Consider the following 26,802-nt stretch of genomic DNA (forward strand, 5'->3'; position numbering starts at 1 on the left):
AATATAAATTTTTATTTTTTAATCTTTTTAAATTAAATTTTAAATTTATTAAAAAAAATATATTAATTAAATCTTAATTAAAAATTTTATGATATAATTTTATAAATTTAATTACATAAAAGGAGTAAAAATATGGGAAAATTTGTTAATAATATAGATGATTTTTTCAAATTTTGCAAACAAAATGAAGTGCTTTTTGTTGATTTTCGTTTTACAGATATGATAGGAACTTGGCATCATATTACCTATAATCTTCATGCAATCAATGAAGAAACATTTCAAACTGGTATTCCATTTGATGGAAGCTCAATCCATGGATGGCAACCTATAGAAAAATCAGATATGATTTTAAAACCTGATGTACAAAGTGCTTTTTTAGATCCTTTTACAGCTGACCCTACTATCATAGTGTTTTGTGATGTGTATGATATTTACAAAGGACAAATGTATGAAAAATGTCCAAGAAGCATAGCAAAAAAAGCAATGGAATACCTTAAAAATAGTGGCATAGCTGATATTGCTTACTTTGGACCAGAAAATGAATTCTTTGTTTTTGATAGTGTAAAAATAGTTGATACTACTCATTGTTCTAAGTATGAAGTTGATACCGAAGAAGGAGAGTGGAATGATGATAGAGAATTTACTGATAGCTACAATACTGGACACAGGCCAAGAAACAAAGGTGGATATTTTCCAGTTCAGCCAATTGATTCTTTAGTAGATATTCGTTCTGAAATGGTTCAAACTCTTGAAAAAGTAGGCCTTAAAACTTTTGTTCATCATCATGAAGTTGCACAAGGACAAGCTGAAATAGGAGTAAATTTTGGCACGCTTGTAGAAGCAGCTGACAATGTTCAAATTTATAAATATGTTGTAAAAATGGTAGCTCATTTAAATGGCAAAACTGTCACTTTTATGCCAAAACCTTTATACGGAGATAATGGCAATGGTATGCATGTTCATATGAGCTTATGGAAAGATGGGGTAAATTTATTTTACGATAAAGATGGATACAGTGGACTTAGTCAAACTGCTATAAATTATATAGGTGGAATTTTAAAAAATGCTAGAAGTGTCGCAGCTTTTACAAATCCAAGTTCCAACTCTTACAAAAGAATAGTTCCTGGCTTTGAAGCTCCTTGTATTTTAACTTATTCTTGTCAAAACAGATCAGCAAGTTGTCGCGTTCCTTATGGCATAGGTAAAAATTCAGCTCGCATAGAAATTCGCTTCCCTGATAGCACTGCCAATCCTTATTTAGCTTTTGTTAGTCTTTTAATGGCAGGTCTTGATGGAGTCAAAAATAAAACCATTCCTGTAGGTCCTATGGATGAAAATTTATTTGATCTTACTTTGGATGAAATACGTGAAAAAGGGATAGAGCAATTACCGCATACTCTAAGAGGAAGTTTAGAAGCTTTAATCCGACATAATTCTTATTTAAAACCTGTAATGAGCGATATTTTTATCGATGACTATCAGCATTTAAAATTTGAAACACAAGTTTGGCCAGTAGAAGCTCGTCCAACTGCTTATGAATTTAAAACTTGCTACTCTTGCTAAAAAATTTAATGGCGTTTAACACGCCATTAAACTAAAAAAGAATTAAAAATTATTTATTTTATATCAACTATCGCTTAAGCTGATTTACAATTCCTAGCATATCATCACTTGTTGTAATTGCCTTAGAACCCGCTTCATAAGCCCTTTGTCCTGTGATAAGATCTGTCATTTCTTCAACAAGCTGAACATTACTAAGTTCTATAAATCCATGTCTTATGGTTCCAAGTCCATCTTGCCCTGCTATACCCGCAACAGGTGCACCACTTGCTCCTGTTTCAAGATAAAGATTATCACCCATAGAATGAAGACCCGCTGGATTTATAAACTGAACTAGCTCCACTTGGCCAATTTGAGTTTCTTGTTGCTCCCCTGGTAACATTACAGAAACGGTTCCATCTGTAGCAACATTAATTGCTGTTGCACCTTCAGGTATTGTCATTTCAGGTAAAAGTCTATAACCGTCTGAATTTACAATATTACCTTCATTATCTTTTGTAAATTGCCCATTTCTAGTATATCCTATAGTGCCATCAGGAAGTTGTATTTGAAAAAACCCATTGCCTGCAATAGCCATATCAAGACCATCAGTACTTGTTGATTTTAAATTTCCTTCAGTAAAAACTTTAGTTACCGCTGTTGGACGCACACCCACACCCACTTCTATACCCGAAGGAGAAAGAGTAGTAGCTGAAGTTGAAGTTCCTGCATACTTCATAACTTGATACATAAGATCAGCAAATTCTGCACGACTTTTCTTAAAACCTGCTGTATTAACATTGGCGATGTTATTGGAAGTAACATCAATTTGTGTTTGCTGCGCTACCATTCCTGTAGCAGCAGTATGAAGTGATCTCATCATCTTGAATCCTTTTTCATTTTATTTTAAATTATTTAACAGCTGCAAGCTTATTGATAGCTTCTTGATTTAAGTCATCCATATGAGCTGTCATAACTTTTTGATACATTTCTACCATTCTGTTTGCTTCAATCAGTCCTACCATTTCAGTAACTGGATTAACATTTGATCCCTGAGAAAAACCTTGGCGAATAGCATTGGAGTTTTTCAAATCTCTAATACGGGTTAGATCATCTATTTTATAGACATTATCCCCATCTTTTTGCAAAGCTCTTATATCATCTACTTGTGCTACAAATAATCTTGCATTTTGAGCTCCATCAACTTCAATGCTTCCGTTTTTATCAACGCTAATTTGAACAGCACCATTAGGAATGCGTATGCCAGCATTCTGAGGATTATTAAAATAATCACTACTTAATACCTTGTATCCTTGCTTATTTACCAAATAACCCTCATCATTAAGTTGAAAATTTCCATCTTTGGTTAATCTTACTTCTCCATCTTTGGTCTGAACCAAATAAAAAGCATCTTCTCTAGTCATTGCCAAATCCAAAGGATTGTTTGTGGCCTTTAAAGAACCTAGGCTAAAATCCGTATATTCTTGAGAAACTTGCGGGATGCCATCTATTGTAGTATTTACAAAACGAGATGCATCTCTTGTGTGATTTTCTATAGGCAACTCATCCTGAGTTTCTTTAAAAATCCTTTTAAAATCTGCAATAACCACATCATCTCTTTTATATCCACTTGTATTGATATTGGCAAGATTATTAGTAATCACATCAAGTTTATTAAACTGAGTTACCATTCCGCCAGTTGCTTGATAATATCCATTTTGCATATTTTCACCTATAAATTTAAGATTTTATAACTATAAAAGCAAAGAGTGTTCCAACTTTTAAAAACAAAGAAAAATAAATATTTGAAAGATTATTAGGAGAGAATTTTAAACTATAAAAAGCAAGATTTGACTCAATCTTGCTTTAAAAATCAATTTTAATCCATTTGACGACGCAAGAAAGTTGGTGTTTCAATTTGCGCCATTATCTCTTCATCGTAACCACCACTTACCTTTTTAAGACTTAAATAAGGATTTTTCTTAGAAGCTTGAGCTTCTTCGGTAGATTTTTTAGCTACTGTATCTTTATCTTCAAACCCTGTCGCAATAATAGTTACTTCAACTCTATCTTCCATGCTATCATCTGTGGTAGAACCAAAAATAATCTTAGCATTTTCATCAACAATTTCTTGTATACTATTTGCTGCTGCCGAAATTTCAAACAAAGAGCAATTAGAACTTGTTTTAAAATGTAAAATAACTCCCTTGGCACCTTTAATATCCATTCCATCAAGCAAAGGAGATTCTATAGCGTTTGAAAGAGCCTCTTCTATAGCATTTTCACCGCTAGCACTACCAACACCCATAAGCGCGAGTCCGCGATGACTCATGATGGTTCTTACATCCGCAAAGTCAACATTAATATCTCCATTATCAAGCAAGATAGACACCATACCTTTTACAGCACGAGCTAAAATATCATCAACCAACCTAAAAGCATCTTTAATGCCTGCTTTTTTATCAATAATGCTCAATAATTTTTCATTTTGAATTACAAGAATAGAATCACTTTCTTTTTTAAGCTCAAGGAGACCGCTTTCAGCAAGTTTTTTTCTTTGTTTTCCTTCGAATGCAAAAGGCATAGTTACAACAGAAACAGTTAAAGCTCCAATCTCTTTAGCTGCTTGTGCAATAACTGGAGTGGCACCCGTTCCAGTACCTCCACCAAAACCTGAAGCAATAAATACAATATCACTTTGACTAAGACTTGCTTTTATTTCTTCAAAACTTTCTCTAGCACTTTCTGCACCTACTTCAGGAAGCATACCAGCGCCCAAACCTTTAGTTTTTTTCTCGCCAAGTTGAATTTTAGTTTTTGCTAATGAAATTGAAATAGCTTGTGCATCAGTATTCGCTGCAATTAAATCAAGATCATTTAATCCCATTTTAACCATATGGTTAATCATATTACCGCCACCGCCACCGCAGCCTATAACCTTAATTTTTGCACCTTTATTATGTTGCATTTCTTCTACTAAAAATTCACTCATAAAAATTTCTCCTTGTTAAAATTGATTCATAATTTTATGCCAGATATTTGAAAAAACACTAGGTTTTTTTTCTTTTGGCTCTTTAAAATCTAATTGTTCTTGTATTGCAATTGTATCATTTTCTTGCAAATTTTCATCAAAAAAATCAGATTTTATTTCACTTTCTGTATCTTTTTGCAAAACAATATCTTGTTTAATTTGACGATTAAAATTTTCAATTTCCCCTTTATATCTTAATTTCTCATTAGAATCAAGTTCATAAGGCGTAAAATATCCCGCTCCATATAAACAAAGTCCTATAGCACAAGTATTTTCAGGATCATTAAAAATTTCACTAAAACCAGTAATCAAATCTTTTCTTGCAGTAGCCAGTCTAACTGAGCGATTATCAAATGTTGCAGGAGCTAGCTCATCAATACCTGCTAACTTAGTCATTCCACCTGTTAAAACAACTCCGCCACCTATAGCATTGGCATAACGATTATCACTTAAGATTTTTGCCAAAATCATCAAAGTTTCTTCCGCTCTTGCATAAATTACGTTTGAAATAATATCCAAAGAAACTTCATTAACTTTTCTTTCATCACCCATTGAAGGGATTTGTATAAGGGTATTAGGCTGTTGTGAAAGAGCTGCATAATTAAGCTTGATTTTTTCTGCTTCTTTTAAAGGTGTATGCAATGCCATTGATAAATCTTGGGTGATATTAATCGAGCCAATTTGCAAACAATCATTATATCTAATTGAATTTCCAGTATGAACAACCATATCACAAATCGCTCCACCCATATCAATCAAAACAGCACCTAATTCCTTTTCGCTATCATCTAAACAAGCTATAGCTGAAGCATATCCTGAAAGAACTATATTATCCACTCTTAAATCAGCTAATTCAACTGCTTTCTTAAGATTTTTAATATGAGATTCTTGTGAAATCACTATATGGGTTGAAACTTCTAAACGATTACCACTCATTCCCAAAGGATCATCAACATGTTCAAGATCATTAACCTTAAAATTATAAGGCAAAACATGGATAATTTCATAACCACTTGGTAGATTGGCAGTATGCTTAGCTGTACTTACAGCACGATGAATTTCTTTAATGCCTATTTCATGATTTGGAATATTAACAACACCTATGCTATCAACGCTTTTAGTATAAGCACCTGATATAGATACCACAACCCTATCATAATGAACTCCGCTCATCATCTCAGCACTTCTAACAGCCTCTTCAATAGATTTAGAAGCAAGCTCTATATTGGTAATGGCACCTTTTTTAACCCCGTTGGTTTTCGACTTGGAAAAACCAATAATTTTTAATCCATCTTCATCTTTTTGAGCAATAATGGCACAAGTCTGGGTTGAGCCTAAGTCAATTCCTAATATATTCAAAATCAATTCCCTTTATAATAAATTTTTATCGGATATATCTTTTTAAGTTCATCAACAAGTTCTTGCTTAAGCTCATTTGCTTTTAAATTTTGCAAATTTTGTTCAAGCATAGTTTTGTATTGTTCAAATTTATCGGAGTTCATATCTAATTTTTGTTTATTTATTTTATATAATATTGCTTTATTGTCATTAATGACCACATAAGAACTATTTTGATCAGTATTAAATACATTCATTAAAAAATAAGCAAATTCAGAATCGTTTAATATTTTATCGCTAACCTTTACACTCTCGCGAGAACTATCTCGACTTACAAAGCCTATATCATCGCCTTTAAAATTTACTAAACTATTTTTAGCTTTTTCTTCTAAATTTTTTCTAGTTTGTTCGCTTAAATACATAGGTAAAACTTCTTCTCTAGCTTCTTCAAAAGTTTTATTTCTTATAGGATCTACTTTATTTAGTTTAACTATGATATATCCGTTATTATAAGGTGCTGGCCGTAAAACATCTCCATTTTTAGCTTTACTCAAAAGATCAATTGGATAATAAACATCAGATTCACTAATATTTTGATCTTTTTGAAAATTATCTTTCCCATTTTTTAAATCTAAAAATTTAGCATTAGCCACATTCTTTAGTTGCATTAAGGCGTAATCTTTAGCAACTTCATTTTTAGCAGACTGAAAATCCATCACTTTACCTGCAAAATCTTTATATTTTAGTTTATTTTCATCTTGATTATAAAATTTTTCTAATTCTTTGTCGTCAATTTTCTCATTGCTAACTGGCAAAAAATAAGTTGAAATTTCATATATTTTTTTAGTTTTATAATCTTCTTTATGTTCATTCCAAAGCTTTTTTAAATCCTCTTCGTTAATCTTAATATTTTTTTTGTCATAATCAATTTTTGCAATACTTAAAGCATCTTGCATAAAATAACTAGAAGCTAACATTTTTAATTCCTCATCTTTGCTAGGAATATTAAAAATTTGATTAAGTTTATCGGTAATTACTTCATTTGCAAGTTGTGTTTCATAATCTTTTGGAGTTAAATTATTGGCATTTAAAAGTTCATAATAAATTGTTTTGTTAAAATCCCCTGTAGGATCTTGAAATTCTCTAGTATTTGCAAGTTTTTGTAAAATTTCATTCTCGTTTACGCCAATACCCAAATCTTTGGCAAAATTTAACAAAAGCTTATCTTCAACAAGAGAGCTTAAAGCTATATTTTTAATGCCTAGTTGCTCAGCATTTTCTGGAGTTAAAGCACCATTGCTAATTTGATTATAATAACTTAAAATTTGTCTATATCTAGTATCAAATTCGCTAAAACCTATCTTTTCATTTCCTACAGTTGCAACACTCGAACTTCTATTGAGATTAAAATCATAAGCACCCCAACCTAAAAAGCCAGCGCCAACAAAAGCTATAGTACTAACCCATATAGTAACAACAAGATATTTTTTATGATGTTGCATCCAAGTAAGCATATCATTCCTTGATTAAATTTAAACTAGATATTGTATCGTAGAAGTGTTTAAGTGGAGTTTAATTATAAAATTTTTACCAAAAAATATTTGTTCTTTAAATTTTATGATTTTTACAATGAAATTTAGTTATAATTATAGTTTATAAAAATTTATTAGGATTGATTTTGGAAATTCCTCATATCCCAGTTTTGCTTAATGAAGTTCAAGAGATTTTTAAAAATCTTAAAACAGGTTATTTTTTAGACTGCACTTTAGGATTTGGCGGACATAGTGAAGCTTTGCTTAAAAATCATCCTGATCTTAAATTCATTGCTTGTGATCAAGATCAACAAGCTTTAGAATTTTCTAAAAAACGTCTTAAAGATTTTCGCAATAGGATAACTTTTATGCAAAGTAATTTTAGTGAAGTTTTAGAAAAAATTTCACATAAAGAAGAATTAAGAGGTATTTTAGCAGACATTGGAGTTTCTTCATTTCAGCTTGATAATAACGAAAGAGGTTTTAGTGTAAATTCTGACTTTTTGGATATGAGAATGAATCAAAACTCCAAAATATCGGCTTATGAGATTATTAATACTTATACAAAAGAGCAATTAACTTCCATTTTTAAAGATTATGGAGAATTACATGATGCACATTTTATTGCTGAAAAAATTTGCCTAGAAAGAAGTAAAAATCCAATCAAAAGTGCCAAAGAGCTTTATCAAATCATAGGAAAAGGTAAACAAAATCATAGAAAAATTTCCAAAGCTACTTTAGCATTTCAAGCCATTAGAATAGAAGTAAATCAAGAACTTAAAGTGCTTAAAGATTTTCTTGAACATTTAGAAAATTTAAAACCAAAAAATTGCATTTTAGCTATCATTAGCTTTCATTCTTTAGAAGATAGAATAGTAAAACAATTTTTCAAAAAATGGTCAAAAAACTGCATTTGCAATGAAAAAATAATGCGTTGCGAATGTGGAAATAACCATAGCCTAGGACAAATAATAACTAAAAAAGCTATAAGTGCGAGCAAGGAAGAACTTTTAAAAAATTCTCGCTCTAGTTGTGCTAAAATGCGGGCTTTTTATTTTAATAATTTGGACAATAAATAATGCTAGAAGATGATTTTATAAAAGAACGCCAAAACATACGCCAAAAAATGCTGAAATTTTCTCGCGCCATAAATCAAGGCAAACCGCTTGATGATGATTTAAGAGATGAAATTTCTAGCGATGATATTTTAAGACGTCGTTTTAAAAAAAAGACTCCTAATAAATTCTTAGAAGAACTCGATGAAGAGTATGAGTCAAAACATACTAAAAAATCAAATATATATTTAAAAGAAGATCTAATCAATGTTAAATTAGAAGAAAAGCAATCTCTTGCTAAAAAAATTTTTTCCAAAATGAAAGAAAGAAGAAAAGAAGAAAATAAAAAAACTAAAAAAAATTTTTTATTTAGCAGAAAAAAAGCAAACGAAATAAAAAATATCCAAACCAAAACACAAATTCAAACAAAAAGCAATCAAACTACCACTCAAACAAAACAAGAAAAAAAGGAACTTACAAATTCTATAGAAAAAATTCAAAAAACAGAAACTAAAATACAAAAACCTCTAATTATAGAAAAAAAACTAGATGTTAAAAATCAACCTAATATCAAGAAAAGTTTAGAAAATTTACAAAAAAAAATAACACCACAAGAAAATAAACAAGAACTTCCAAAACCATCTAATCAAGCTCAAGAAAAACAACAAAATGATGAAGATGCTCAAAAGGCAAAAAATATTTTACTAGAAGGCTTCTCTAATGCTACCAAAGAAGATAGAAACCTAAACTTCAATCATCTTCTTTTTGCAGCTTTACTTGTTAGTTTTGCATTATTTTTATTTGCCCCACAAATTTATATTAGAAATCAAATTTATTATCTTAGTAGAGAGATTGCTACATTAAGAACAGAAGAAAGTGTTTTAAACGAGGAAAATAAAGACTTAAAAAGAAGACTTGAAAATATGCGATTCCAAAATCAAATTTTAGATTATTTAGAATGAATAATCTTATCTAAAACATACTGCTCTAAATTTGCTTTTGGAATTTCTTCTTTTAAAGCTTCTTTATAAAATTCACCCGCCATTGTAGAGTACTTTTCATAAGCAAAATAAGGAAAGTGTAAAGCCCAGGCTTTTTGTATTATTTTTTTTGAGATTATTTTGCGAGTATAAACTTTAAAAATATCATATCCTATAAATACACAAGCAGTAACCATAACAGCGCTCACTATGCTTATATGAAAGTCAAGCTTTGTTAAAAAATAATGAGTAATCAAAAGCAATGGCAATAAAATCACAGCGCAAAAAACACCAAAATAAATATAAGAATTTAGAATTTTGAAATTAAAATTTAGCTTAGAAGGATCTACAAGCATTCCATCGTTAAAAAGTGCATTTGCCTCTAATAAATCTCTTATAAGAACAGGTTGCTCTGATACTTTAAATAAAAAACGAAGGCTAAATTCTTTAAATTTTTTCATAATCCACGCTTTATTTTTTAATTAAAATTTTATCCAAAGAAAATTAATTCCAACTAAAAAATCATTTTCATAAATAAGCACAAGTCTTTAAAGTTTTTTAGATATAATTTAAAATGTCAAATTTTTAAAAATACTTTAGAAAGAAAGCCATGAATTACTATCAAAAACTTAAAAAATACCTCAACAATAATCTTTTTACAAGCTATTCTTTAGAAATTGACTTTCCTAAGATTTATAATTTCAACGCAAATCAAAAAGCCTTTAGAGATATTTTAACTAAAATTACAAAAATTTACGACAAAAACAAATTTATAAAACAAAACGAACATCAATTTGAAGATGAATTTATATCAAAAGTATTAGAAATTTTAGGGTGGTGCTTTGTAAGACAAGATGAAAAAATCATACAAGGAAAATTGGAAAAACCTGATTTTCTACTTTTTAGCAATGACAAATTAAAATCAAAATACGAAAATTTAGACAAAGAAACAAAAAAATCAAGCAATGATTTCACAATCATTTTAGAGTCAAAAGCTTATAATATAGAAATAGACAATAAAAAAGTAAAAGACAACCCTCACTTTTAAATTCTAAGATATCTAGGCAATCTTAAGAAAAATTATGGTTTTTTAACCAATGGTAGATTTTGGCGTTTTTATGATAATTCTATACTGAATTCAAACAAAGTTTTTTACGAAATCAATCTAGAAAAAATCATTGAAGATCAAAATATTGAAGCTTTTGCGTATTTTTATAGTGTATTTAGCGCTTTTAATTTCACAGAAAAAGAAGATCATTTAGAAATAACTCTACAAAACAATAAACTTTCAAAAATCAAAATAGAAGATGATTTAAAATCTATCATTTACGGAACTAATGGAAATGAATCTTTATTTGAATTCATAGGCTCTAGAATTTACAATAAAACAAAGGCGGATTTAAAACTAATCTATGAAAATTCTTTATATTTTATCTTTAGGCTTTTATTTATTGCTTATTTTGAAGATAAATTTGAAATTATACTAGAAAAACATAAGTATTTTAAAAGTAAAATCAGTCTTAGAACCTTACTTGAAAATTTACAAGAAGATGAAAGCTCAAGTGGTGGCTTTGGAGAACTTGAAAATATTTTCAACATTTACAACAAAGGCAAAGGCAATTTTGATATGCCTGTTTTTAATGGCGGTTTGTTTGATGAGAGCAAAACCGCTCTTTTAAGCACGCCAAAAATCTTTAACGATAAAGATTTAAAATTCATTTTAAACCAATTATTAAATTTTAAAGATAAAAATCTAAGCTTTAAAAGAGATTACAAAACTTTAAGTGTAGAACATTTAGGCACGATTTATGAAGGCTTGCTTTCTTATTTTTTTGAAATAGCAAATGAAGATATTTACTATGTAAGCTATAAAGAAAAATCAAAAGAAATAGAATGTTATTTTGATAATTATGATTTCAAAATTTTAGAAAAATCAAAAAAAGTAGAAAAATACACCTTTTACAAAAAAGGACAAATTTACCTTAAAAATACTAGCAACTCAAGAAAAGCAAGCGCAAGCTTTTACACACCTCAATCCATAGCTAATTTTTTAATCCAAAGTGCCTTAAAAGATAAACTAAACAATGAAAATATTTTGAAATTTAAAATACTAGACAATGCTTGCGGTAGTGGACATTTTTTAGTTGGAGTTTTAAATGCTATTACACACATTGTTTTATCAGATTTTGATCATTTTACAAATTTAAAAGAACTTTACGAAGAAGAAAAAGAAAATATTTTAAACTATATAAAAGATTTTGTGCAAGACTATGAAGTAGATGAGAGTGATATTTTAAAACGACTTTTACTAAAACGCATTATTTATGGGGTGGATTTAAACCCTTTTAGCATAGAGCTTACTAAACTTAGCCTTTGGATAGATAGTTTTATCTTTACAACCCCACTTTCTTTTATAGAACACCACATAAAGTGCGGCAATGCTTTGATCAATTCTAACCTAAGTGATTTTAAAGATTTGATAAAACAAAACTCAAGCAACCTTTTTACAAATTCCATAACACAAGAATTTGAAATTTTACAAGAAGTATTTGAAAAACTTGATAATCTAAAAGATACCAACGAAGAACAAATCAAACAATCTAAACAAATCTATCAAAATGAAATCACACCAAAACTTAATAAACTAAATTTATACCTAAACTATATCAACACGCTTCATTTTGTCAACAAAGAAGAATTACAAATTCTAAAAGCCCTAAGCCAAGATGATATACAAAATTTAAGCCAAAATGAACAAGCAAAAGCTATCATTAGCAAATATCAAAAAGAATTTAACTTCTTTAACTATGAGTTAGAATTTCCTGAAATCATAGAAAATCAAGTCTTTAAAGGCTTTGATATCATCATAGGTAATCCACCTTGGGATAAGTCAGAATTTAGCGATAATGATTTCTTTCCACAATATAAAAGCGATTATAGAAGCTTAATCGCTAGCAAGAAAAAAGAAATTCAAGACAATTTGCTAGCGAAAGATTATATAAAGCAAAATTATGAAAAACAAAAAGCACATATAGATGCAATTAATGTTTATTATAAAAACACATTTATGTCTAATTCTTTAACAAAAGATATTAATTTATTTCGTCTTTTTGTAGAAAAAAATCTTTCTCTTTTAAAACAAGATGGAAATTTAGCTTATGTACTTCCTAGTGCTTTGATGTTTGAAGATGGAAGCTTAACTTTAAGAAAAGAAATTTTAGAAAATAAAACTTTAGAATATTTTTATAGTTTTGAAAATAGACAAGCTATATTTGCTGATGTGGATTCAAGGTATAAATTTGCTCTTATGCTTATAAAAAACACGCAAGCAAATCACACTCATAAAATCAAAATGATGTTTTATAAAACAGATATGAACTCACTAAAAAACAAAGATGAAATTTTAACTCTAAGTTTAAAAGATATCAAAAAGCTAAGTCCAACTCACCTAGCCTTAATGGAGTTAAAAGACAAGCAGGCTTTAGAAATTCTAAGAAAATGCTACAATGCTTTTCAAAACTTGTCTTTTGATTATATAGATTTTAGACAAGAATTAAATATGACTAGTGATAAAGATTTGTTTATAGAAGAGTTTAGGGAAGGACTTTTGCCTTTATTTGAAGGCAAAATGATACATCAATTTGATGCAAATTTTAGCCAAGCTACTTATTTTTTAGAAAAGGCTAAATTTGATGAGCGTTTAAAAAGCAAAGAACTTTCAAGAGCTAAAAAAGCTACACAAAAAGAATTAAATCCTAAATTGATAAAATACGATAGAGAATTTTTTAGACTTGGATATAGAGCTGTTGCAAGCGATACAAATGAAAGAACCTTGATAGCTTCTTTATTGCCAAAAAATTGTGGTTTTGGACATAGTATGTTTGCAAATGCACCAAAACAATATATTGTAAAAGATGATGAAATTTGTATGGATATAGTGCCTTATGAAAGAATTTTATTTGTTTTGGCTTTGTTTAATTCTTTAGTGGTTGATTTTATCATAAGAAATATGGTGCAAATCAATGTAAGCAAAACCTATCTAGAAAGAATTCCCCTGCCTCAACCAAGTGATGAAGAAATTCAAAACAATGAAATCTATAAAACTCTAGCTAAAAATGCCTTGCTTTTACAACTTTACAATGATAAAAATCATCATTTTGATGAGCTAAAACAAGAATTTAGTATAAAAAATGAAGAAATTCCAAAAACTAAAAAGGCTTATGATATCTTAAGAGCAAAAAATGATTTATTAGTCAAAGAACTTTATGGTTTAAGTGATGATGAATTTTCTTACATGATAAGCACTTTTAAGGTTTTAAACGAAAAGCAAAGTGAATATATAACCTTGCTAAAAACTATATAAATGAAAGATTTATATAGTTTTTAAAATTTAATTTTTACCGATAAGTTCTTCTGTGATTCTAGCGATTTCTAATTCTTCATCTGTAGGAATAACAAGCACTTTAAGTTTAGAATTTGCATGATTTATCATTCTTTCGCCCGAAATCCTTTGTTTGTTAAGTTCAAAATCTAACTCGATACCAAGATGAGCTAATCTCTCGCATACTTTTTGTCGAACCAAACTATCATTTTCTCCTATACCACCTGTAAAAATAATAGCATCGGTTTTTGGTAATATAGCAAAATAAGCTCCTATGTATTTTACAAGACGGTAGCAAAACATATCAAGAGCCAAGCGTGCTTTATCATTACCTTGTTCTATCTCTCTTTCTATATCTCTAAAATCATTATAACCACAAATTCCATATACTCCGCTTTTTTTATTCATTAGAGTATCTATTTCTTCTATAGTTAAACCCTTAAGATGACTAATAAAAGGTAAAATAGCAGGATCTATATCTCCACAACGCGTTCCCATAATAAGTCCTTCAAGCGGAGTAAAGCCCATAGAAGTATCCACACTCTTACCTTTTTCTATAGCACATACACTTGCACCATTTCCAAGATGAGCAGAGATGACATTTAATTCATTTTGATCTTTTTGAAGAAATTTTGCCGCTCTAGAACTAACATAAGCATGAGAAGTCCCATGAAAACCATATCTTCTAATATTATGCTTATCATAAAAATCATAAGGCAAAGCATACATATAAGCAAAATCAGGCATAGTGCGATGAAAAGCTGTATCAAAAATAGCTGCATTAGCAACACTAGGTGCAGCTTTGATCATTGTTTTTATACCTGCTAAATGCGCAGGATTATGCAAAGGAGCAAAAATACTAACCCTATCTATCTCTTTAAGAACATAATCATCCACTAAACAATGCTCGCTTAAATTTCTTCCCCCATGAACTATACGATGACCACAGCCATCAAGCGCATTTAAATCTGCTAAAATTCCTGATTCTTTAAAAAGCTCATTAACTATACTAAGGCCTTCTTCGTGATTATTTATTGTTAATTCTCTTTCAAAACTTTCATTATTTAAAGTATTTTTTAATACAACCTTTGAATTTTGCTCTCCAATTTTTTCTACCAATCCACTGGCTTTAACGATTTTATTATCAAAAAATTTAAATTTAATCGATGAAGAACCTGAATTTAAAACTAAAATTTTCATTTATCATTCCTTTCTATTGAGCTTGTATTGCACTTAAAATTACGGTATCTACAATATCATCTACCAAACATCCACGACTTAAATCATTGACAGGTTTTTTAAGACCTTGCAAAATAGGACCGATTGCTAAAGCATTAGCAGTTCTTTGAACTGCTTTGTAACAAATATTTGCTGCGTTAAGATCAGGAAAAATATACACATTTGCATGACCTGCTATCTTAGAATTTGGCATTTTCTTTGCTGCAGTTTTTGGATCATAAGCGCAGTCAAACTGCATAGGACCATCTATATTCAACTCAGGATATTTTTCTTTAGCAATCTTTAATGCTTCTTTTACAAGATCTACGCTTTCTCCTTTACCGCTATCACCACTAGAATAAGAAAGCAAAGCTATTCTTGGTTCAAGTCCAAAAGATTTAGCAGTCATAGCACTTACATAAGCACTAGTTGCAAGTTGCTCAGCACTTGGGCTTGGATTTACAGCACAATCAGCAAAAGCTAAAACTTGATCTTCAAGTCCCATAAAGAAAATTCCTGAAACGGAACTAATGCCTTCTTTAGTTTTAATAAGCTGTAATGCTGGGCGAATCGTTTCAGCTGTAGTAGTTGATGCTCCACTAACCATAGCATCAGCTTTTCCAGTATGTATAAGCAAAGTTCCAAAATAAGTTTTATCCTGAACTAGCTTCCTAGCCTCTTCTAAACTCATGCCTTTAGATTTTCTTGCTTCATAAAGAATAGAAGTAAATTCTTGATTATATTCTGAATTAAGTGGATTCATAATTTGCATAGCACTTAAATCAAGACTTAATCTAGTAGCATCTTGTTTGATTTTTTCTTCATCGCCCAATAAAATAAGATCAACAACTTTACTTTTTAATAAAATTTCAGCAGCTTTTAAAATTCTCTCATCATTACTTTCTGGTAAAACAACGGTTTTTTTATTTTTTACGCTTTGTTTAATCAATTCATATTTAAAACGATGCGGAGTTATAAAATCATACTCTTTAAGCTTTTGCACTTCTTCAAAATTAAAATTTTCATTAATCAAAACATAATTACGACCATCTAGGGCATGATCGAAATATTTTTGAGCTATAAGTTTATCTTCATCGTTAATAATAGCAGCGATAGGGGTATTAAGATTTTTAGCTAATTTTATACTAAGATCAAATCCATCAAGTATTCCAAATTCGCAAAAACTATTTACAAGCACAAAATCGTATTTGCGTTTTAACTCTTCGTATTCTTCTAAAATAACATTAAAAAAATTATGAGGATCTTTGCTAAATTCCTCCATTGCCTCTCTAAAGGTAAAACCATAGGCGCTTTTTACGGTTTGATTGATATTAAATTCTTCCAACCAACCCTGCAAAACAGGGACGCGATGTATGTATATCACAGGGCAATAAATTGCGATATTTTTGTAAATTTTGCTATAATTTTTAAGCAAATTTGTACTAATAATAGTATTTAACTCATCACTTCTAGATCTCATCAAATAAAGATTTGCCATCATTTTCTCCTTGAATTTATAAATGTGGAACACTCTTTGCTTTTTCTAATTTTAACAAAGAAAAATAAAAATTCATATTTTAAAGGACGAAAATGAAAAAAGTTTTATTTTATGTGTTACCGTTTGTGTTTTTTGGTTGTTCTGCAACGGTTGATCCACAAATTTCAATGAAACCACCTGCTTACGTAGAAGAATTGACTCCAAAACAAAGCAATAATGTAGAAAGCTCACCAGGATCACTTTTTGGCAAAGGAGATAATCCTTTATTTTCAGATAAAAAAGCTATGAGTGTAAATGATTTAGTTACAGTTGTTATACAAGAAAGTACCACTCAAAGCACACAAGCTAATAAAGCAACAAGCAGAACTAATACCTCAAATTTAGGCGGAGGTGCTTTAACAGGAAGTTCAGGAGTGGTAGCTAATGCTCTTAATAAAGTCAATGCCTATTCTAATATAGGTTTTCAAACCAATAGTTCAAACAACTACACAGGAACAGGCTCGCAAAGCAGAAATGAAAGTTTCAATACTACAATTTCAACACGTGTAATTAAAATTTTATCAAATGGTAATTATTTTATCGAAGGTTCAAGAGAGCTTTTAATCAACGGAGAGAAGCAAATCATACAATTAAGCGGTGTTATTCGTCCTTATGACATCGGTCAAGACAATACTATAGATAGTAAATATATAGCAGATGCTAAAATTCTATATAAAACAGAAGGAGAAGTGGATAGAAGCACAAGAAAACCTTGGGGTAGTAAAGTTATAGAAGCGATATGGCCATTCTAAAAAGCAAGGTTTAACCTTGCTTTTAGGCTTTTATTCTTTTACAACCCTACTTTTAACCTCATCTTCAACTTCAGCTAAAAATCTATCTACAAGTTCACTTTCTTTTAATTTAGCTACAACTTCACCATGTCTTATGACAAGTCCTTGATTTTTCCCAAAGGCTATAGCCACATCAGCGCCCTTAGCTTCGCCTAAAGCATTTACCACACAACCCATGACACTGATGTTTAAAGGTTCTTTTATATGCTTGGTTTTTTCCTCTACGATTTTAATCGCACTTAACAAATCACTTTGAATCCTACCGCAAGTTGGACATGAAATAATATTTACTCCGCTTTTTTGTACTCCGCTATCTTGCAAAATTGCTCTCGCTACACGAATTTCTTCTTCAAGCTCACCCGTCATAGAAACACGCATAGTATCGCCTATACCTTTAAGAAGTAAATTTCCTAAAGCTATAGAACTTTTTACAGTGCTATGAAATTTAGTTCCTGCTTCAGTTACCCCTAAGTGAAAAGGATAATCACAAAGCGGTCTTAATCTCTCATAAGCTTCTATAGTTTTTTGAGCATCTGAAGTCTTCATGGAAATTTTAATATCAAAAAAGTCTAAATCCTCTAAAAGCTTGATATTATACATCGCACTTTCTAGCATGGCATCGACACCATAACCAAATTTATCACTAAATTGTTTTTCTATGGAGCCGTGATTTACACCGATGCGTATAGGGATACCCCGTTCTTTACATGCTTTTACCACTTCTTTAATATTTTCTTTAGAGCCTATATTGCCAGGATTTATACGCACTCCATCGATAAATTCAGCACAATATACAGCCAAATTATGATTAAAATGAATATCTACGATTAAAGGTAGAGGACTTTTAGCTTTAATCTCTTTTAAAGCCCTTGCATCAGCCATATCCAAGCACGCCAAACGCACTATGTTTGCTCCTGCAAAATAAAGACGATTGATTTGCTCTAAAGAACCTTCTATATCTCTTGTTTTAGTAAAAAGCATAGATTGAACTGAAATGGGTGCATCACCGCCTATTAAAACATTTCCTACTTTGATTTGTCTGGTTTTAAATCTTTTATACTCCATAACTTCACTCTTTGAAAAATTTTAATATCAAATTTTAACTTTTTATTGCTTTAATTAAAGTTTATTTTTGATAATATATTTAAATTTCATGACATTTAAATATTTATGAATTATATATAAATTAAATACAATTAAAAGAGGTTATATGCAAAATCTTTTACTCTATATAAAAAATAACCTAACTCCAACCCTAGCTCAAATTCTTTTACAAGCTTTAAAAAATTCGAATAATGAAAAATTTTTTACCTTTGTTTTGGAAAATATTGAAACAATTTGCACTTGGCTCAATTCTAACGAATTTAGGGATAGATATTTATCAACAAAACATCCTTATCCACCTTTAATCAATCCTAATTTTATAGAAATAGATTCTAGTCGACATTGCGCAGAATTAGCTTGGGATTTAAATTTACCCCTGCCTAAACACTATAAATTTATCTATATTTCTCCACATGGCGTTGGAGCAGCAGCATTTTTAAGATACCTTAATCAATGTTGCAATGTAACTTGTTTTGCTTCCTGGGTTTTACCACCTGATAGCAAAGAGAGATATTGTATTAATTACATGTGTCTAAATGATAATACAATTGCTCAATATGCTATTAATATATCAGAAATTAATCTACCTTATTTTGATAAATATCTATCTTTATTAGATTTTAATTCTAAGATTATTTGCGGAGTTCGAGATCCAATGGGACTTTTAAAGCATAGCTGGGGAAGAGATTGGAGTAAAGTTTTAAGAAACTATCCCCCTGAATTTAATCTAACTTATGATTGGCGTTATTACATCAACTATCTTACTCATCAAAATCATAAAATTAAAATCGATATAAATGAACTACAACAAGGAGTTTTTATCATCTCTTATTTATTAAAATATTTTAACAAAGACAATGTATACTATCTTGATATGGAAGAAATCCGCCAATCAAAGGCCTTCGATACCATGAATTTACTTGCTATAAATTTTAATTTTACCCCCCCCCATAAAGATAAATTAGATTTATTTAAAATTAAAGAATTTAGAGGTTATATTCGCTATCTTTTTCCTATTACACTTTATGCAAATTCTAAAGATATTAATAACACCTTTTATCTTAATACTCCTAAAAATAATAAAAATTTCAATATTGATAGAACTTCTAGCATTCCCATAATTTTAGACAGAAAACATATCAATCATGAAAAAATAGACATAATACAAGAAATTATAAAAAACGACCTATGTAATGATATGGGTGTATATATTGATAAAAATGATTTTAAGCAATTAGAACAAAACAATCTTTTATTTTCAACAATTAAACATTATTTGTATGATTTTTTATATCAAATTAAAATAACCATAGATGAAACAGAATCAAAAATGATGAAAGAAAAAGATGTAATAGATTATTTTATAAAAAATAAATCACTTATTTACACTTTTTTTAATATATTTGAAAATGAACTAAATCATTTAAAACAAACACATCCTCATATTATTGATTCTTGGAAATATTATAAAGAATTTGAAAAAATATACAAAGATAAATAATCATATCACTTACACAAAATCAATAGGATCAATATCCGCACTTGCATTTTTAAATTGCAAAATATAATTTTCAATTGCCACTAAAGCTTTATGATTTTCACTTCTAAGCAACAAATAAAAACGATATTTTCCATACAGCATTTCAACTCCACAAATTCCATAGCCTACCAATTCTACCTGTTTGATATTTCTAAATTGAGAAGCAAATTTTTCACAAAGTTTTTGTGCACTTTTTTGATCTTTATCTTCTATAAGAACTCTTAAAAGGCGTTTAAATGGGGGGTAAAGATCTTTTCTATTTTCTAACTCATCTTTTAAAAAAGCATCATAATTCTCTATATACCTTTCAAAAAAAGCTCTATTTTTTGTTTGCAAAAGTACTCTTGCTTCGCCTTTACGCCCTGCCCTGCCTGCAACTTGCATAGCTAAAGCTAAAGTTTCTTCACTCGCTCTAAAACTAGGACGCAACAAATATTCATCAAGCCCTAAAATCACACTCAAATCCACACTATGATAATCATGTCCTTTAGCAAGCATAGAAGTGCCAATAAGTATATCGATCTTATTTTCATTAAAGTCTTTTAAAATAATATTAAGCTTTTTAATGCTTGTGATTTCATCGCTATCAAATTTTGCTATTTTTGCTAAAGGCAAAGCATTTTGCAAAAGCTCTAAAAGTTCAGCAGTCCCCATTTTTCTAGCTTCTAACATTTCTCCTTTGCAACTTGGACAATTTTGCTCTATTAAAGAAGTATAATTACAATAATGACATTTTAAAATATTTTTCTTTTTATGCATACTCATAGCAATAGAACAAAAAGGACATTTTATCGTTTCCCCACAATCCTTGCAAATGATTTGCCTAAAATTAGCCCTTGTAGGTAAAAACACTATAGCTTGTTTTTGATGTTTTAAACTTTTTTCTAATTCGCTTAAAAGCATAGGCGTTATACCAAGCTCATTTTCATCATATAAAAAATGCTTTTTACTCTCAAAAAAAGTTCCTTTTAGTCTAAAACTTTTTTGTTTGTAAAAACTCGTTAAAGATGGGGTTGCAGAACCTAAAACCACTTTAATATTATTTTTTTGACCCAAAAAAAGTGCTAAATCTCTCGCATTGATAAAAGGCTGATTAGAAGCCTTATAAGAATTATCATGTTCTTCATCTACTACAATAAGTCCTAAATTTCTAAAGGGTAAAAACAAAGCCGATCTTGCACCCGCTACTAAAAGCACTTCTCCCTTGCAAAAACGCTCTAAATATTCTTGCTTTTTTTTCTTTGAAATTTTAGAATGCCACAGGAAAAAATTATCCTTAAAATACACTTCTAAACGCTTTTGCATTTGTGGAGTAAGTGCGATTTCTGGCATTAAAAGCAAAGCTTGCTTACCCTGTTCTAAACACTCTTTTATCAAAGAAATATAAATTTCAGTCTTGCCACTACCCGTATCAGCAAAAAGCAAGGAATTGTTTTCTTTTTGAAGAAAACTTAAGGCATTTTGTTGTTGATTGCTTAGCTTAGGAGTATCTTTAAAAAACATTTTTTGACATTTATACTTAGGACTAGCTTCAAAAAAACCCAAAACAAAACCAAGTTTTGAAGCATAATAATAAACAATAAAATTTACCAATTCAAACTGCAAAGGAGTTAGAAAATACTCTGTAATTTCTTTAATTTCTACGGTTTTAAAATCGGGTTTTTGACATTCTTTAAGTACGATAGCTTTAAGGTTTTTTTTAGTTTTTAAATCCACTAATACTTGTGTTAAAGGTTTGATTTCATCAAAACTATGAAAAGTTAAATTATCCAAATACAAACCACAAATTGCAAGTTCATAATATCTTATATCAGATCTTTGCATCTAGAACTTCCTATACACTTTAACAAACCTTCTTTAGAATCATAAATAAATTCAACCATCTCTTTGGCATTTAATGCAAATCTATAGTGATTTTTACCTATTTTTATCCAAGATTTAAAATCAGAATAAATAGGTGTATCAAGCAAAGAATAATCACAATCATTTAAACAATAAAAGAGTTTTTCTTTGGCTTGATTATTTTGCGCATTATCTAAAATTTCTGGAAAATTTAAATTTTTAAGTCTCATTTGACTACGCATTAAAGCAAGAGCTGAGCTTAGCATTTCATAGTCCATTTTTAATTTTAAAATTTTAACCTCATCTTTTGTAGTATTGATAAAAGATAAAGATAAGCTTGACAAAATTCCCAAAATCAAAATCACAAAAACAAGCTCAAGCAGAGTAAAAGCTTTGTTCATTTTGTCGGGAGTTCTTCATTGATTGCTTTTATTAGTTTCTTAAGTTCTCTTTCTAGAATATAATTTTCATAACTTTTTTTAACAAACGCATCTACAAAGCGTTTAAGTTCTATTTTTTTAGTACCCCCTGAAATCAAAGCGATATCATCTTCTAAAAAATTTGCAAATTCTTCACTGCACTTAACAATGAAATCTTTTGCATTAACATTAACAATGACTTGTTTTAGATTATCTGCCAAGAACAGCCTCTATTTTCTTATAAATATCTTCGCTTTCTATATTGCGAGATTTAAGTTCTTCTTCTAAACGCATAATTTGATTACTTTTTGCTTCATTTTGTGCTTTAACGCTCACAAGCTCATTTCTTAAAGCCTCATTGGCTTCACAAACTTCGTTATACTTTTCAATTAATTCATTTACTTTATCTGTCATAGTATTGATTATTTTTTCATCAAACATATTTTTGCCTTCTTAAAAAATTTGTAATTTATGGAAAATATTATTTGATATTGTAGCAGAAAAAAATTTAAATTTAGGTTTTTATTGTCAATTAATTTTTAATTAAAGCATTTTCTTTTAAAATTTTTTCAAAAATAAAAATAAAGTAGAAAAATGTTAGAACTTACCAGCAAATTTAAACCTAGTCCTGATCAACAAGAAGCCATAAAAGGTATAGTAAAAAGTATAAAAAAAGGCAACAAATATCAAACCTTACTAGGCGTTACAGGAAGTGGAAAAACCTTTACCATGGCAAATGTCATTAAAGAACTTAATATGCCCACTCTTATCATGAGTCACAACAAAAGCCTTTGTGCGCAACTTTATAGCGAATTTAAAGTTTTTTTTTCTAAAAATCATGTGGAATATTTTATATCTTATTATGATTATTATCAACCTGAAGCCTACATTCCACGCACTGATGTTTTCATAGAAAAAGACAGCTCCACTAATGAAGACTTAGAGCGTTTAAGACTGAGTGCTACTGCTTCTCTTTTAAGTTATGAAGATGTAGTTTGCATAGCTAGTGTTTCAGCAAATTATGGACTTGGTAATCCAAATGAATACATAGGCATGGTTTTAATCTTTGAACTAGGTATGCAAATTTCACAAAAAGAACTTTTAAAAAAACTTGTAGATATGGGTTATAAAAGAAATGATAATTTTTTTGATCGTGCAGATTTTAGAGTTCAAGGAGATATTATAGACATTTATCCAGCTTATTATGAAGATGAAGTAGTAAGACTTGAATTTTTTGGCGATGAGCTTGATGCTATGTATCATTACAATGTTTTAGAAAATAAAAAAGGCAAAGATTTAAAACGCTTCATACTCTATCCTACAAGCCAGTTTAGTGTAGGTGAAACAAGACTAAAACAAGCGATAAAAGACATAAAAGCAGAACTTAACGAACGCCTTGCTTATTTTGAACATGAAAATAAACTCGTAGAATATCAACGCCTTAAACAAAGGGTTGAATTTGATCTTGAAATGCTTACAAGCACAGGAATGTGTAAAGGCGTTGAAAATTATGCAAGACATTTAACAGGGCTTAAAGAAGGTGATACTCCTTATACGCTTTTTGATTATTTTGCGATTAAAGATAGAAAATTTCTTGTCATAGTCGATGAAAGCCATGTATCTTTACCACAATTTAGAGGTATGTTTGCAGGAGATAGAAGCAGAAAACAAACTTTGGTAGATTATGGTTTTCGTTTACCTTCAGCCTTGGATAATCGTCCTTTAATGTTTGATGAATTTATCCATAAAAATTGTCAATTTCTTTTTGTTTCAGCCACACCTGCACCTTTAGAACTTGAACTTAGCAAAGAAAACATCTTTCATCAAATCATGCGTCCTACAGGACTGCTTGATCCTTTGATAGAATTAAAAGATAGTGACAACCAAGTTGAAATTTTATTTGATGAAGCTAAAAAAGTCATACAAAGAAACGAACGGGTTTTAGTAACCGTGCTAACTAAAAAACTCGCTGAAGAACTTACAAGGTATTATTTAGAGCTTGGTATAAAAGTCAAATACATGCACTCAGATATCGATGCTATAGAACGCAATGAAATCATAAGAGGTTTAAGAAGCGGTGCTTTTGATATGCTAATTGGCATTAACTTACTTAGAGAAGGACTAGACCTACCTGAAGTTTCACTCATTGCCATTATGGATGCAGATAAGGAAGGCTTTTTAAGAAGTGCTACAAGTTTAATCCAAACCATGGGAAGAGCAGCTAGAAATGTCAATGGTAAGGTTTTGCTTTTTTGCAAAAAAATCACAAAATCCATGCAAGAAGCTATGGATACCACCAATGAACGCCGCAAACTTCAAATGGCTTATAATAAAAAATACAATATCACGCCAACTTCAGTCAAACGCCACATTGAAGAGAGCTTAAAAAATGAAGAGAATTTGGGCGAAATTTATCGCAAAGGTAAAAAACTAGAAAAAATGCCCGCTAGCGAAAGAGCAAAACTTGTCAAAGAGTTAAGAAAGCAAATGCTTGAAGCAGCTAAAGCACTTGAGTTTGAAAAAGCTGCTGCAATTAGAGATGAGATTAACAAATTAAGGGATTTATAATAAAAATATATCCCTTGTTCTAACTCCTACCTCATTAAGTAAAGCACTTAAAATTTCATACTGAAAGTCTTGCAAGGGACGTTTTTCTTTTAAAACTATACCTATGACCCCTTTAGTTTTTTCCCATCTTCTATAGGTAAATACATAGCATTAGCATTAGGCAGGGTATTTGTACAAACACCTGCTCTTTCTTTATTTGTTGCAACCCATTGAGCAATAGCAATCTCATCGGCACTAAAACAATTTTTTAACATTTGCTTATCATCGTTAAAAAACAACAAAGGTTTCGATAAAATATTGTTTTTATTTATAGGATAAATAATAATAGGTAAATTTAATAATTTTAAAGCTTGATTTCCAAGTTGTTCCCAAAGCTCTTGTTTGCTTTTTACTCTTGCTAACTTTTCACTATTTTCAAGTAAAATAGCTGTTCTATAAGCTCTTTTGGTGAGTTCTTTAGATTGCAATTTTAATCTTCTTGTAAAAACAGCTGTTAAAAATCCAACTATAAACATAGTTGTAAAAGTAATAATATTTCCACTATCATGAACTTTAAGACTAAAAATAGGTTCTAAAAAGAAAAAATTATAAATCAAAACACTTACCAAAGAAGAATAAAAGGCGAAAATTTTATTATCAGAAATAAAAGAAGAGGCAAAAACTGCTAAAATAAAAATCATAACTATATTACTTGGTTGAGTATTAAATTTATGAAATACAAAAGCTATAAAAGTTGCCAAAAGTAAAACTCCTGTGATTTTTAAAAAACCTAAAAAATCAAAACCTTGTTTACTTCGTATTTTAGGAGTAGAAATTTGATTTTCATTGACAAGATATAAATCAATATTAGGTGCTTTTTTAGCAACAGCTTCAAAAATCTCTTCTTTAAACTTTTTTTTATCTTTATTTTTGCCTAAAACAATTTTAGAGACATTACTAAGGCTTGAATACTCTGCAATTTGTCTTGCTATATCATCATCATATACGCTAATGATTTCAGCATCAAAACTTTTAGCTAGTTCTATATTTTCTTCTAAAGCTTTTTCTTCTTTAATATTGGGATTTTTTATATAAAGCGCACTCAATTTAGCATGAAAAGCTAAAGCAAGTCTTGCAGCTGCACGAATAACCTTTGCATTTGAAGCATTAATACAAACTAAAATATGCTCTCCAGTATGATAAGCTAAATCATCATTAATAAGTCTTTGTTCACTTGCTCTTAAATTCACTCTTGAAGCAAGTCTTCTTAAGGCAATCTCACGCAAAGCTATAAGTCTTTCTTGGCGAAAGAAATTTTCAAGTGCTAGTTTAGCTTGTTTTTCCTTATAAATTTTACCATCTTGCATTCTTTTTAAAAGCTTATTAGGTTCAATATCAACAAGTTCAACCTGATCAGCCTCATCAAAAATACGATCAGGAATACGCTCTTTAACTTCTATCTTACTGATATTAGCTACTAAATCATTTAAGCTTTCTAAATGTTGTATATTTAAAGTAGTATAAACATCAATCCCTGCTTTTAGAAGTTCTTCTATATCTTGAAAACGCTTTTCATTACGTAAGCCTTTAGCATTAGTGTGTGCAAGCTCATCTACTAAAACCAAAGCAGGTTTCCTCTTAAGAATAGCGTCTAAATCAAATTCTTTTAATACTATATTTTTATAAGGAATTTCAAGATTAGCTATACTTTCAAAACCTTGTGTTAAAGCCATTGTTTCAGGTCTATCATGAGGCTCTATATAGCCTAAAACAACATCAACTCCATTATCCCTTAAAGTTCTAGCTTCACTTAACATAGCATAAGTTTTTCCAGAACCTGCAGCATAACCTAAGAAGATTTTTAATTTTGCAAGTTTGTTTTTTTCTTCTTCCTTAGCCTTAACCTCAAGTTTTTTAAGAATTTGTTCAGGACTTTGTCTTTGCATGT

At 29.8% G+C, this 26,802-nt stretch carries 20 protein-coding genes and 1 pseudogene; 7 read left to right on the forward strand and 14 right to left on the reverse strand.

Annotated features, from left to right (window positions below):
- Positions 1–132 precede the first annotated feature (132 nt).
- On the forward strand, positions 133–1,563 hold the full coding sequence (gene glnA, locus ELQ06_RS01840; RefSeq protein ID WP_052797761.1) for a type I glutamate--ammonia ligase: 1,431 nt from the start codon (positions 133–135) through the stop codon (positions 1,561–1,563).
- A gap of 67 nt (positions 1,564–1,630) precedes the next feature.
- Here the strand turns inward: glnA and flgG are convergent, their stop codons facing one another.
- The 5 genes from flgG to ELQ06_RS01865 all read right to left on the reverse strand — a co-directional run bounded on the left by flgG (position 1,631) and on the right by ELQ06_RS01865 (position 7,422).
- The gene (gene flgG, locus ELQ06_RS01845) at positions 1,631–2,422 is read right to left on the reverse strand and encodes a flagellar basal-body rod protein FlgG (RefSeq protein ID WP_002852142.1); all 792 of its coding nucleotides are present in this window, start codon (positions 2,420–2,422) and stop codon (positions 1,631–1,633) included.
- Positions 2,423–2,450: 28 nt separating this feature from the next.
- Positions 2,451–3,263 carry a flagellar hook-basal body protein gene (locus tag ELQ06_RS01850; RefSeq protein ID WP_052782017.1) on the reverse strand — a complete coding sequence of 271 codons (813 nt, stop codon included), beginning with the start codon at positions 3,261–3,263 and terminating at the stop codon, positions 2,451–2,453.
- Between the two features lie 155 nt (positions 3,264–3,418).
- Positions 3,419–4,531 (reverse strand): cell division protein FtsZ, encoded by a 1,113-nt coding sequence (gene ftsZ / locus ELQ06_RS01855; protein WP_002852071.1) that lies wholly within the window; start codon positions 4,529–4,531, stop codon positions 3,419–3,421.
- Positions 4,532–4,546: 15 nt separating this feature from the next.
- The gene (gene ftsA, locus ELQ06_RS01860; protein ID WP_002859607.1) at positions 4,547–5,935 is read right to left on the reverse strand and encodes a cell division protein FtsA; all 1,389 of its coding nucleotides are present in this window, start codon (positions 5,933–5,935) and stop codon (positions 4,547–4,549) included.
- The gene (locus ELQ06_RS01865; protein WP_052777319.1) at positions 5,932–7,422 is read right to left on the reverse strand and encodes a peptidylprolyl isomerase; all 1,491 of its coding nucleotides are present in this window, start codon (positions 7,420–7,422) and stop codon (positions 5,932–5,934) included. The genes ftsA and ELQ06_RS01865 overlap by 4 nt, the downstream gene beginning before the upstream one ends.
- Before the next feature lie 158 nt (positions 7,423–7,580).
- Here ELQ06_RS01865 and rsmH point away from each other — a divergent pair, with 158 nt between their 5' ends.
- Complete coding sequence (rsmH, locus tag ELQ06_RS01870; RefSeq protein ID WP_002859605.1) at positions 7,581–8,519, forward strand: 16S rRNA (cytosine(1402)-N(4))-methyltransferase RsmH; 939 nt, start codon at positions 7,581–7,583, stop codon at positions 8,517–8,519.
- Complete coding sequence (locus tag ELQ06_RS01875) at positions 8,519–9,457, forward strand: hypothetical protein (protein ID WP_002888173.1); 939 nt, start codon at positions 8,519–8,521, stop codon at positions 9,455–9,457. Before rsmH ends, ELQ06_RS01875 begins: the two co-directional genes overlap by 1 nt.
- On the opposite strand, the gene ELQ06_RS01880 is transcribed toward ELQ06_RS01875, so the two are convergent.
- Positions 9,445–9,936, reverse strand: a complete 492-nt coding sequence (locus ELQ06_RS01880) for a hypothetical protein (RefSeq protein WP_002852223.1) — start codon at positions 9,934–9,936, stop codon at positions 9,445–9,447. The two genes, ELQ06_RS01875 and ELQ06_RS01880, sit on opposite strands and share 13 nt — an antisense overlap.
- Before the next feature lie 149 nt (positions 9,937–10,085).
- Between ELQ06_RS01880 and ELQ06_RS01885 the strand changes: the two are divergent.
- Positions 10,086–13,838 (forward strand): annotated as a pseudogene (locus ELQ06_RS01885) (class I SAM-dependent DNA methyltransferase).
- 27 nt (positions 13,839–13,865) lie between these two features.
- On the opposite strand, the gene ELQ06_RS01890 reads toward ELQ06_RS01885, so the two are convergent.
- Both ELQ06_RS01890 and pta read right to left on the reverse strand, forming a co-directional pair.
- Positions 13,866–15,056 carry an acetate kinase gene (locus ELQ06_RS01890; protein ID WP_052797762.1) on the reverse strand — a complete coding sequence of 397 codons (1,191 nt, stop codon included), beginning with the start codon at positions 15,054–15,056 and terminating at the stop codon, positions 13,866–13,868.
- 13 nt (positions 15,057–15,069) lie between these two features.
- A complete protein-coding gene (gene pta / locus ELQ06_RS01895) occupies positions 15,070–16,575 on the reverse strand; it encodes a phosphate acetyltransferase (RefSeq protein WP_075912943.1) in 1,506 nt (501 codons plus the stop codon).
- Between the two features lie 89 nt (positions 16,576–16,664).
- Between pta and flgH the strand changes: the two genes are divergently transcribed.
- Positions 16,665–17,363 (forward strand): flagellar basal body L-ring protein FlgH, encoded by a 699-nt coding sequence (flgH, locus tag ELQ06_RS01900; protein ID WP_134237463.1) that lies wholly within the window; start codon positions 16,665–16,667, stop codon positions 17,361–17,363.
- A gap of 30 nt (positions 17,364–17,393) precedes the next feature.
- On the opposite strand, the gene ispG is transcribed toward flgH, so the two are convergent.
- Complete coding sequence (ispG, locus tag ELQ06_RS01905) at positions 17,394–18,467, reverse strand: flavodoxin-dependent (E)-4-hydroxy-3-methylbut-2-enyl-diphosphate synthase (protein ID WP_002852250.1); 1,074 nt, start codon at positions 18,465–18,467, stop codon at positions 17,394–17,396.
- Positions 18,468–18,612: 145 nt separating this feature from the next.
- On the opposite strand from ispG, the gene ELQ06_RS01910 reads away from it, so the two are divergent.
- The gene (locus ELQ06_RS01910; protein ID WP_052823850.1) at positions 18,613–20,007 is read left to right on the forward strand and encodes a DUF2972 domain-containing protein; all 1,395 of its coding nucleotides are present in this window, start codon (positions 18,613–18,615) and stop codon (positions 20,005–20,007) included.
- A 9-nt stretch (positions 20,008–20,016) separates the two neighbouring features.
- Here the strand turns inward: ELQ06_RS01910 and ELQ06_RS01915 are convergent, their stop codons facing one another.
- Genes ELQ06_RS01915 through ELQ06_RS01930 form a run of 4 tightly spaced genes read right to left on the reverse strand, consistent with a single transcriptional unit; the run spans position 20,017 to position 22,748 of the window.
- Positions 20,017–21,870, reverse strand: a complete 1,854-nt coding sequence (locus tag ELQ06_RS01915; protein WP_079460102.1) for a primosomal protein N' — start codon at positions 21,868–21,870, stop codon at positions 20,017–20,019.
- Positions 21,852–22,289, reverse strand: a complete 438-nt coding sequence (locus ELQ06_RS01920) for a prepilin-type N-terminal cleavage/methylation domain-containing protein (protein WP_002852324.1) — start codon at positions 22,287–22,289, stop codon at positions 21,852–21,854. Before ELQ06_RS01920 ends, ELQ06_RS01915 begins: the two co-directional genes overlap by 19 nt.
- The gene (locus tag ELQ06_RS01925) at positions 22,286–22,528 is read right to left on the reverse strand and encodes a hypothetical protein (protein ID WP_002854947.1); all 243 of its coding nucleotides are present in this window, start codon (positions 22,526–22,528) and stop codon (positions 22,286–22,288) included. Before ELQ06_RS01925 ends, ELQ06_RS01920 begins: the two co-directional genes overlap by 4 nt.
- Positions 22,518–22,748 (reverse strand): hypothetical protein, encoded by a 231-nt coding sequence (locus ELQ06_RS01930; RefSeq protein ID WP_002852327.1) that lies wholly within the window; start codon positions 22,746–22,748, stop codon positions 22,518–22,520. Before ELQ06_RS01930 ends, ELQ06_RS01925 begins: the two co-directional genes overlap by 11 nt.
- A gap of 153 nt (positions 22,749–22,901) precedes the next feature.
- Here ELQ06_RS01930 and uvrB point away from each other — a divergent pair, with 153 nt between their 5' ends.
- Positions 22,902–24,875, forward strand: coding sequence for an excinuclease ABC subunit UvrB (uvrB, locus tag ELQ06_RS01935; RefSeq protein WP_052797763.1), 1,974 nt, complete (start codon positions 22,902–22,904; stop codon positions 24,873–24,875).
- Positions 24,876–24,976: 101 nt separating this feature from the next.
- Here uvrB and ELQ06_RS01940 read toward each other — a convergent pair whose 3' ends face one another.
- The gene (locus ELQ06_RS01940) at positions 24,977–26,800 is read right to left on the reverse strand and encodes a sensor histidine kinase KdpD (RefSeq protein WP_230095729.1); all 1,824 of its coding nucleotides are present in this window, start codon (positions 26,798–26,800) and stop codon (positions 24,977–24,979) included.
- Positions 26,801–26,802: the final 2 nt, after the last annotated feature.

The sequence above is a fragment of the Campylobacter sp. CH246 genome (assembly GCF_004378835.1).
Taxonomy (GTDB): Bacteria; Campylobacterota; Campylobacteria; order Campylobacterales; family Campylobacteraceae; genus Campylobacter_D; species Campylobacter_D jejuni.

Bases quoted from the DNA above. Each gene is read 5' to 3' on its own strand.
- glnA (WP_052797761.1), top strand. From the start codon at position 133: ATGGGAAAATTTGTTAATAATATAGATGATTTTTTCAAATTTTGCAAA.
- flgG (WP_002852142.1), bottom strand. From the start codon at position 2,422: ATGATGAGATCACTTCATACTGCTGCTACAGGAATGGTAGCGCAGCAA.
- ELQ06_RS01850 (WP_052782017.1), bottom strand. From the start codon at position 3,263: ATGCAAAATGGATATTATCAAGCAACTGGCGGAATGGTAACTCAGTTT.
- ftsZ (WP_002852071.1), bottom strand. From the start codon at position 4,531: ATGAGTGAATTTTTAGTAGAAGAAATGCAACATAATAAAGGTGCAAAA.
- ELQ06_RS01865 (WP_052777319.1), bottom strand. From the start codon at position 7,422: ATGCTTACTTGGATGCAACATCATAAAAAATATCTTGTTGTTACTATA.
- ELQ06_RS01875 (WP_002888173.1), top strand. From the start codon at position 8,519: ATGCTAGAAGATGATTTTATAAAAGAACGCCAAAACATACGCCAAAAA.
- ELQ06_RS01880 (WP_002852223.1), bottom strand. From the start codon at position 9,936: ATGAAAAAATTTAAAGAATTTAGCCTTCGTTTTTTATTTAAAGTATCA.
- ELQ06_RS01890 (WP_052797762.1), bottom strand. From the start codon at position 15,056: ATGAAAATTTTAGTTTTAAATTCAGGTTCTTCATCGATTAAATTTAAA.
- pta (WP_075912943.1), bottom strand. From the start codon at position 16,575: ATGATGGCAAATCTTTATTTGATGAGATCTAGAAGTGATGAGTTAAAT.
- flgH (WP_134237463.1), top strand. From the start codon at position 16,665: ATGAAAAAAGTTTTATTTTATGTGTTACCGTTTGTGTTTTTTGGTTGT.
- ispG (WP_002852250.1), bottom strand. From the start codon at position 18,467: ATGGAGTATAAAAGATTTAAAACCAGACAAATCAAAGTAGGAAATGTT.
- ELQ06_RS01910 (WP_052823850.1), top strand. From the start codon at position 18,613: ATGCAAAATCTTTTACTCTATATAAAAAATAACCTAACTCCAACCCTA.
- ELQ06_RS01915 (WP_079460102.1), bottom strand. From the start codon at position 21,870: ATGCAAAGATCTGATATAAGATATTATGAACTTGCAATTTGTGGTTTG.
- ELQ06_RS01920 (WP_002852324.1), bottom strand. From the start codon at position 22,289: ATGAACAAAGCTTTTACTCTGCTTGAGCTTGTTTTTGTGATTTTGATT.
- ELQ06_RS01930 (WP_002852327.1), bottom strand. From the start codon at position 22,748: ATGTTTGATGAAAAAATAATCAATACTATGACAGATAAAGTAAATGAA.
- uvrB (WP_052797763.1), top strand. From the start codon at position 22,902: ATGTTAGAACTTACCAGCAAATTTAAACCTAGTCCTGATCAACAAGAA.
- ELQ06_RS01940 (WP_230095729.1), bottom strand. From the start codon at position 26,800: ATGCAAAGACAAAGTCCTGAACAAATTCTTAAAAAACTTGAGGTTAAG.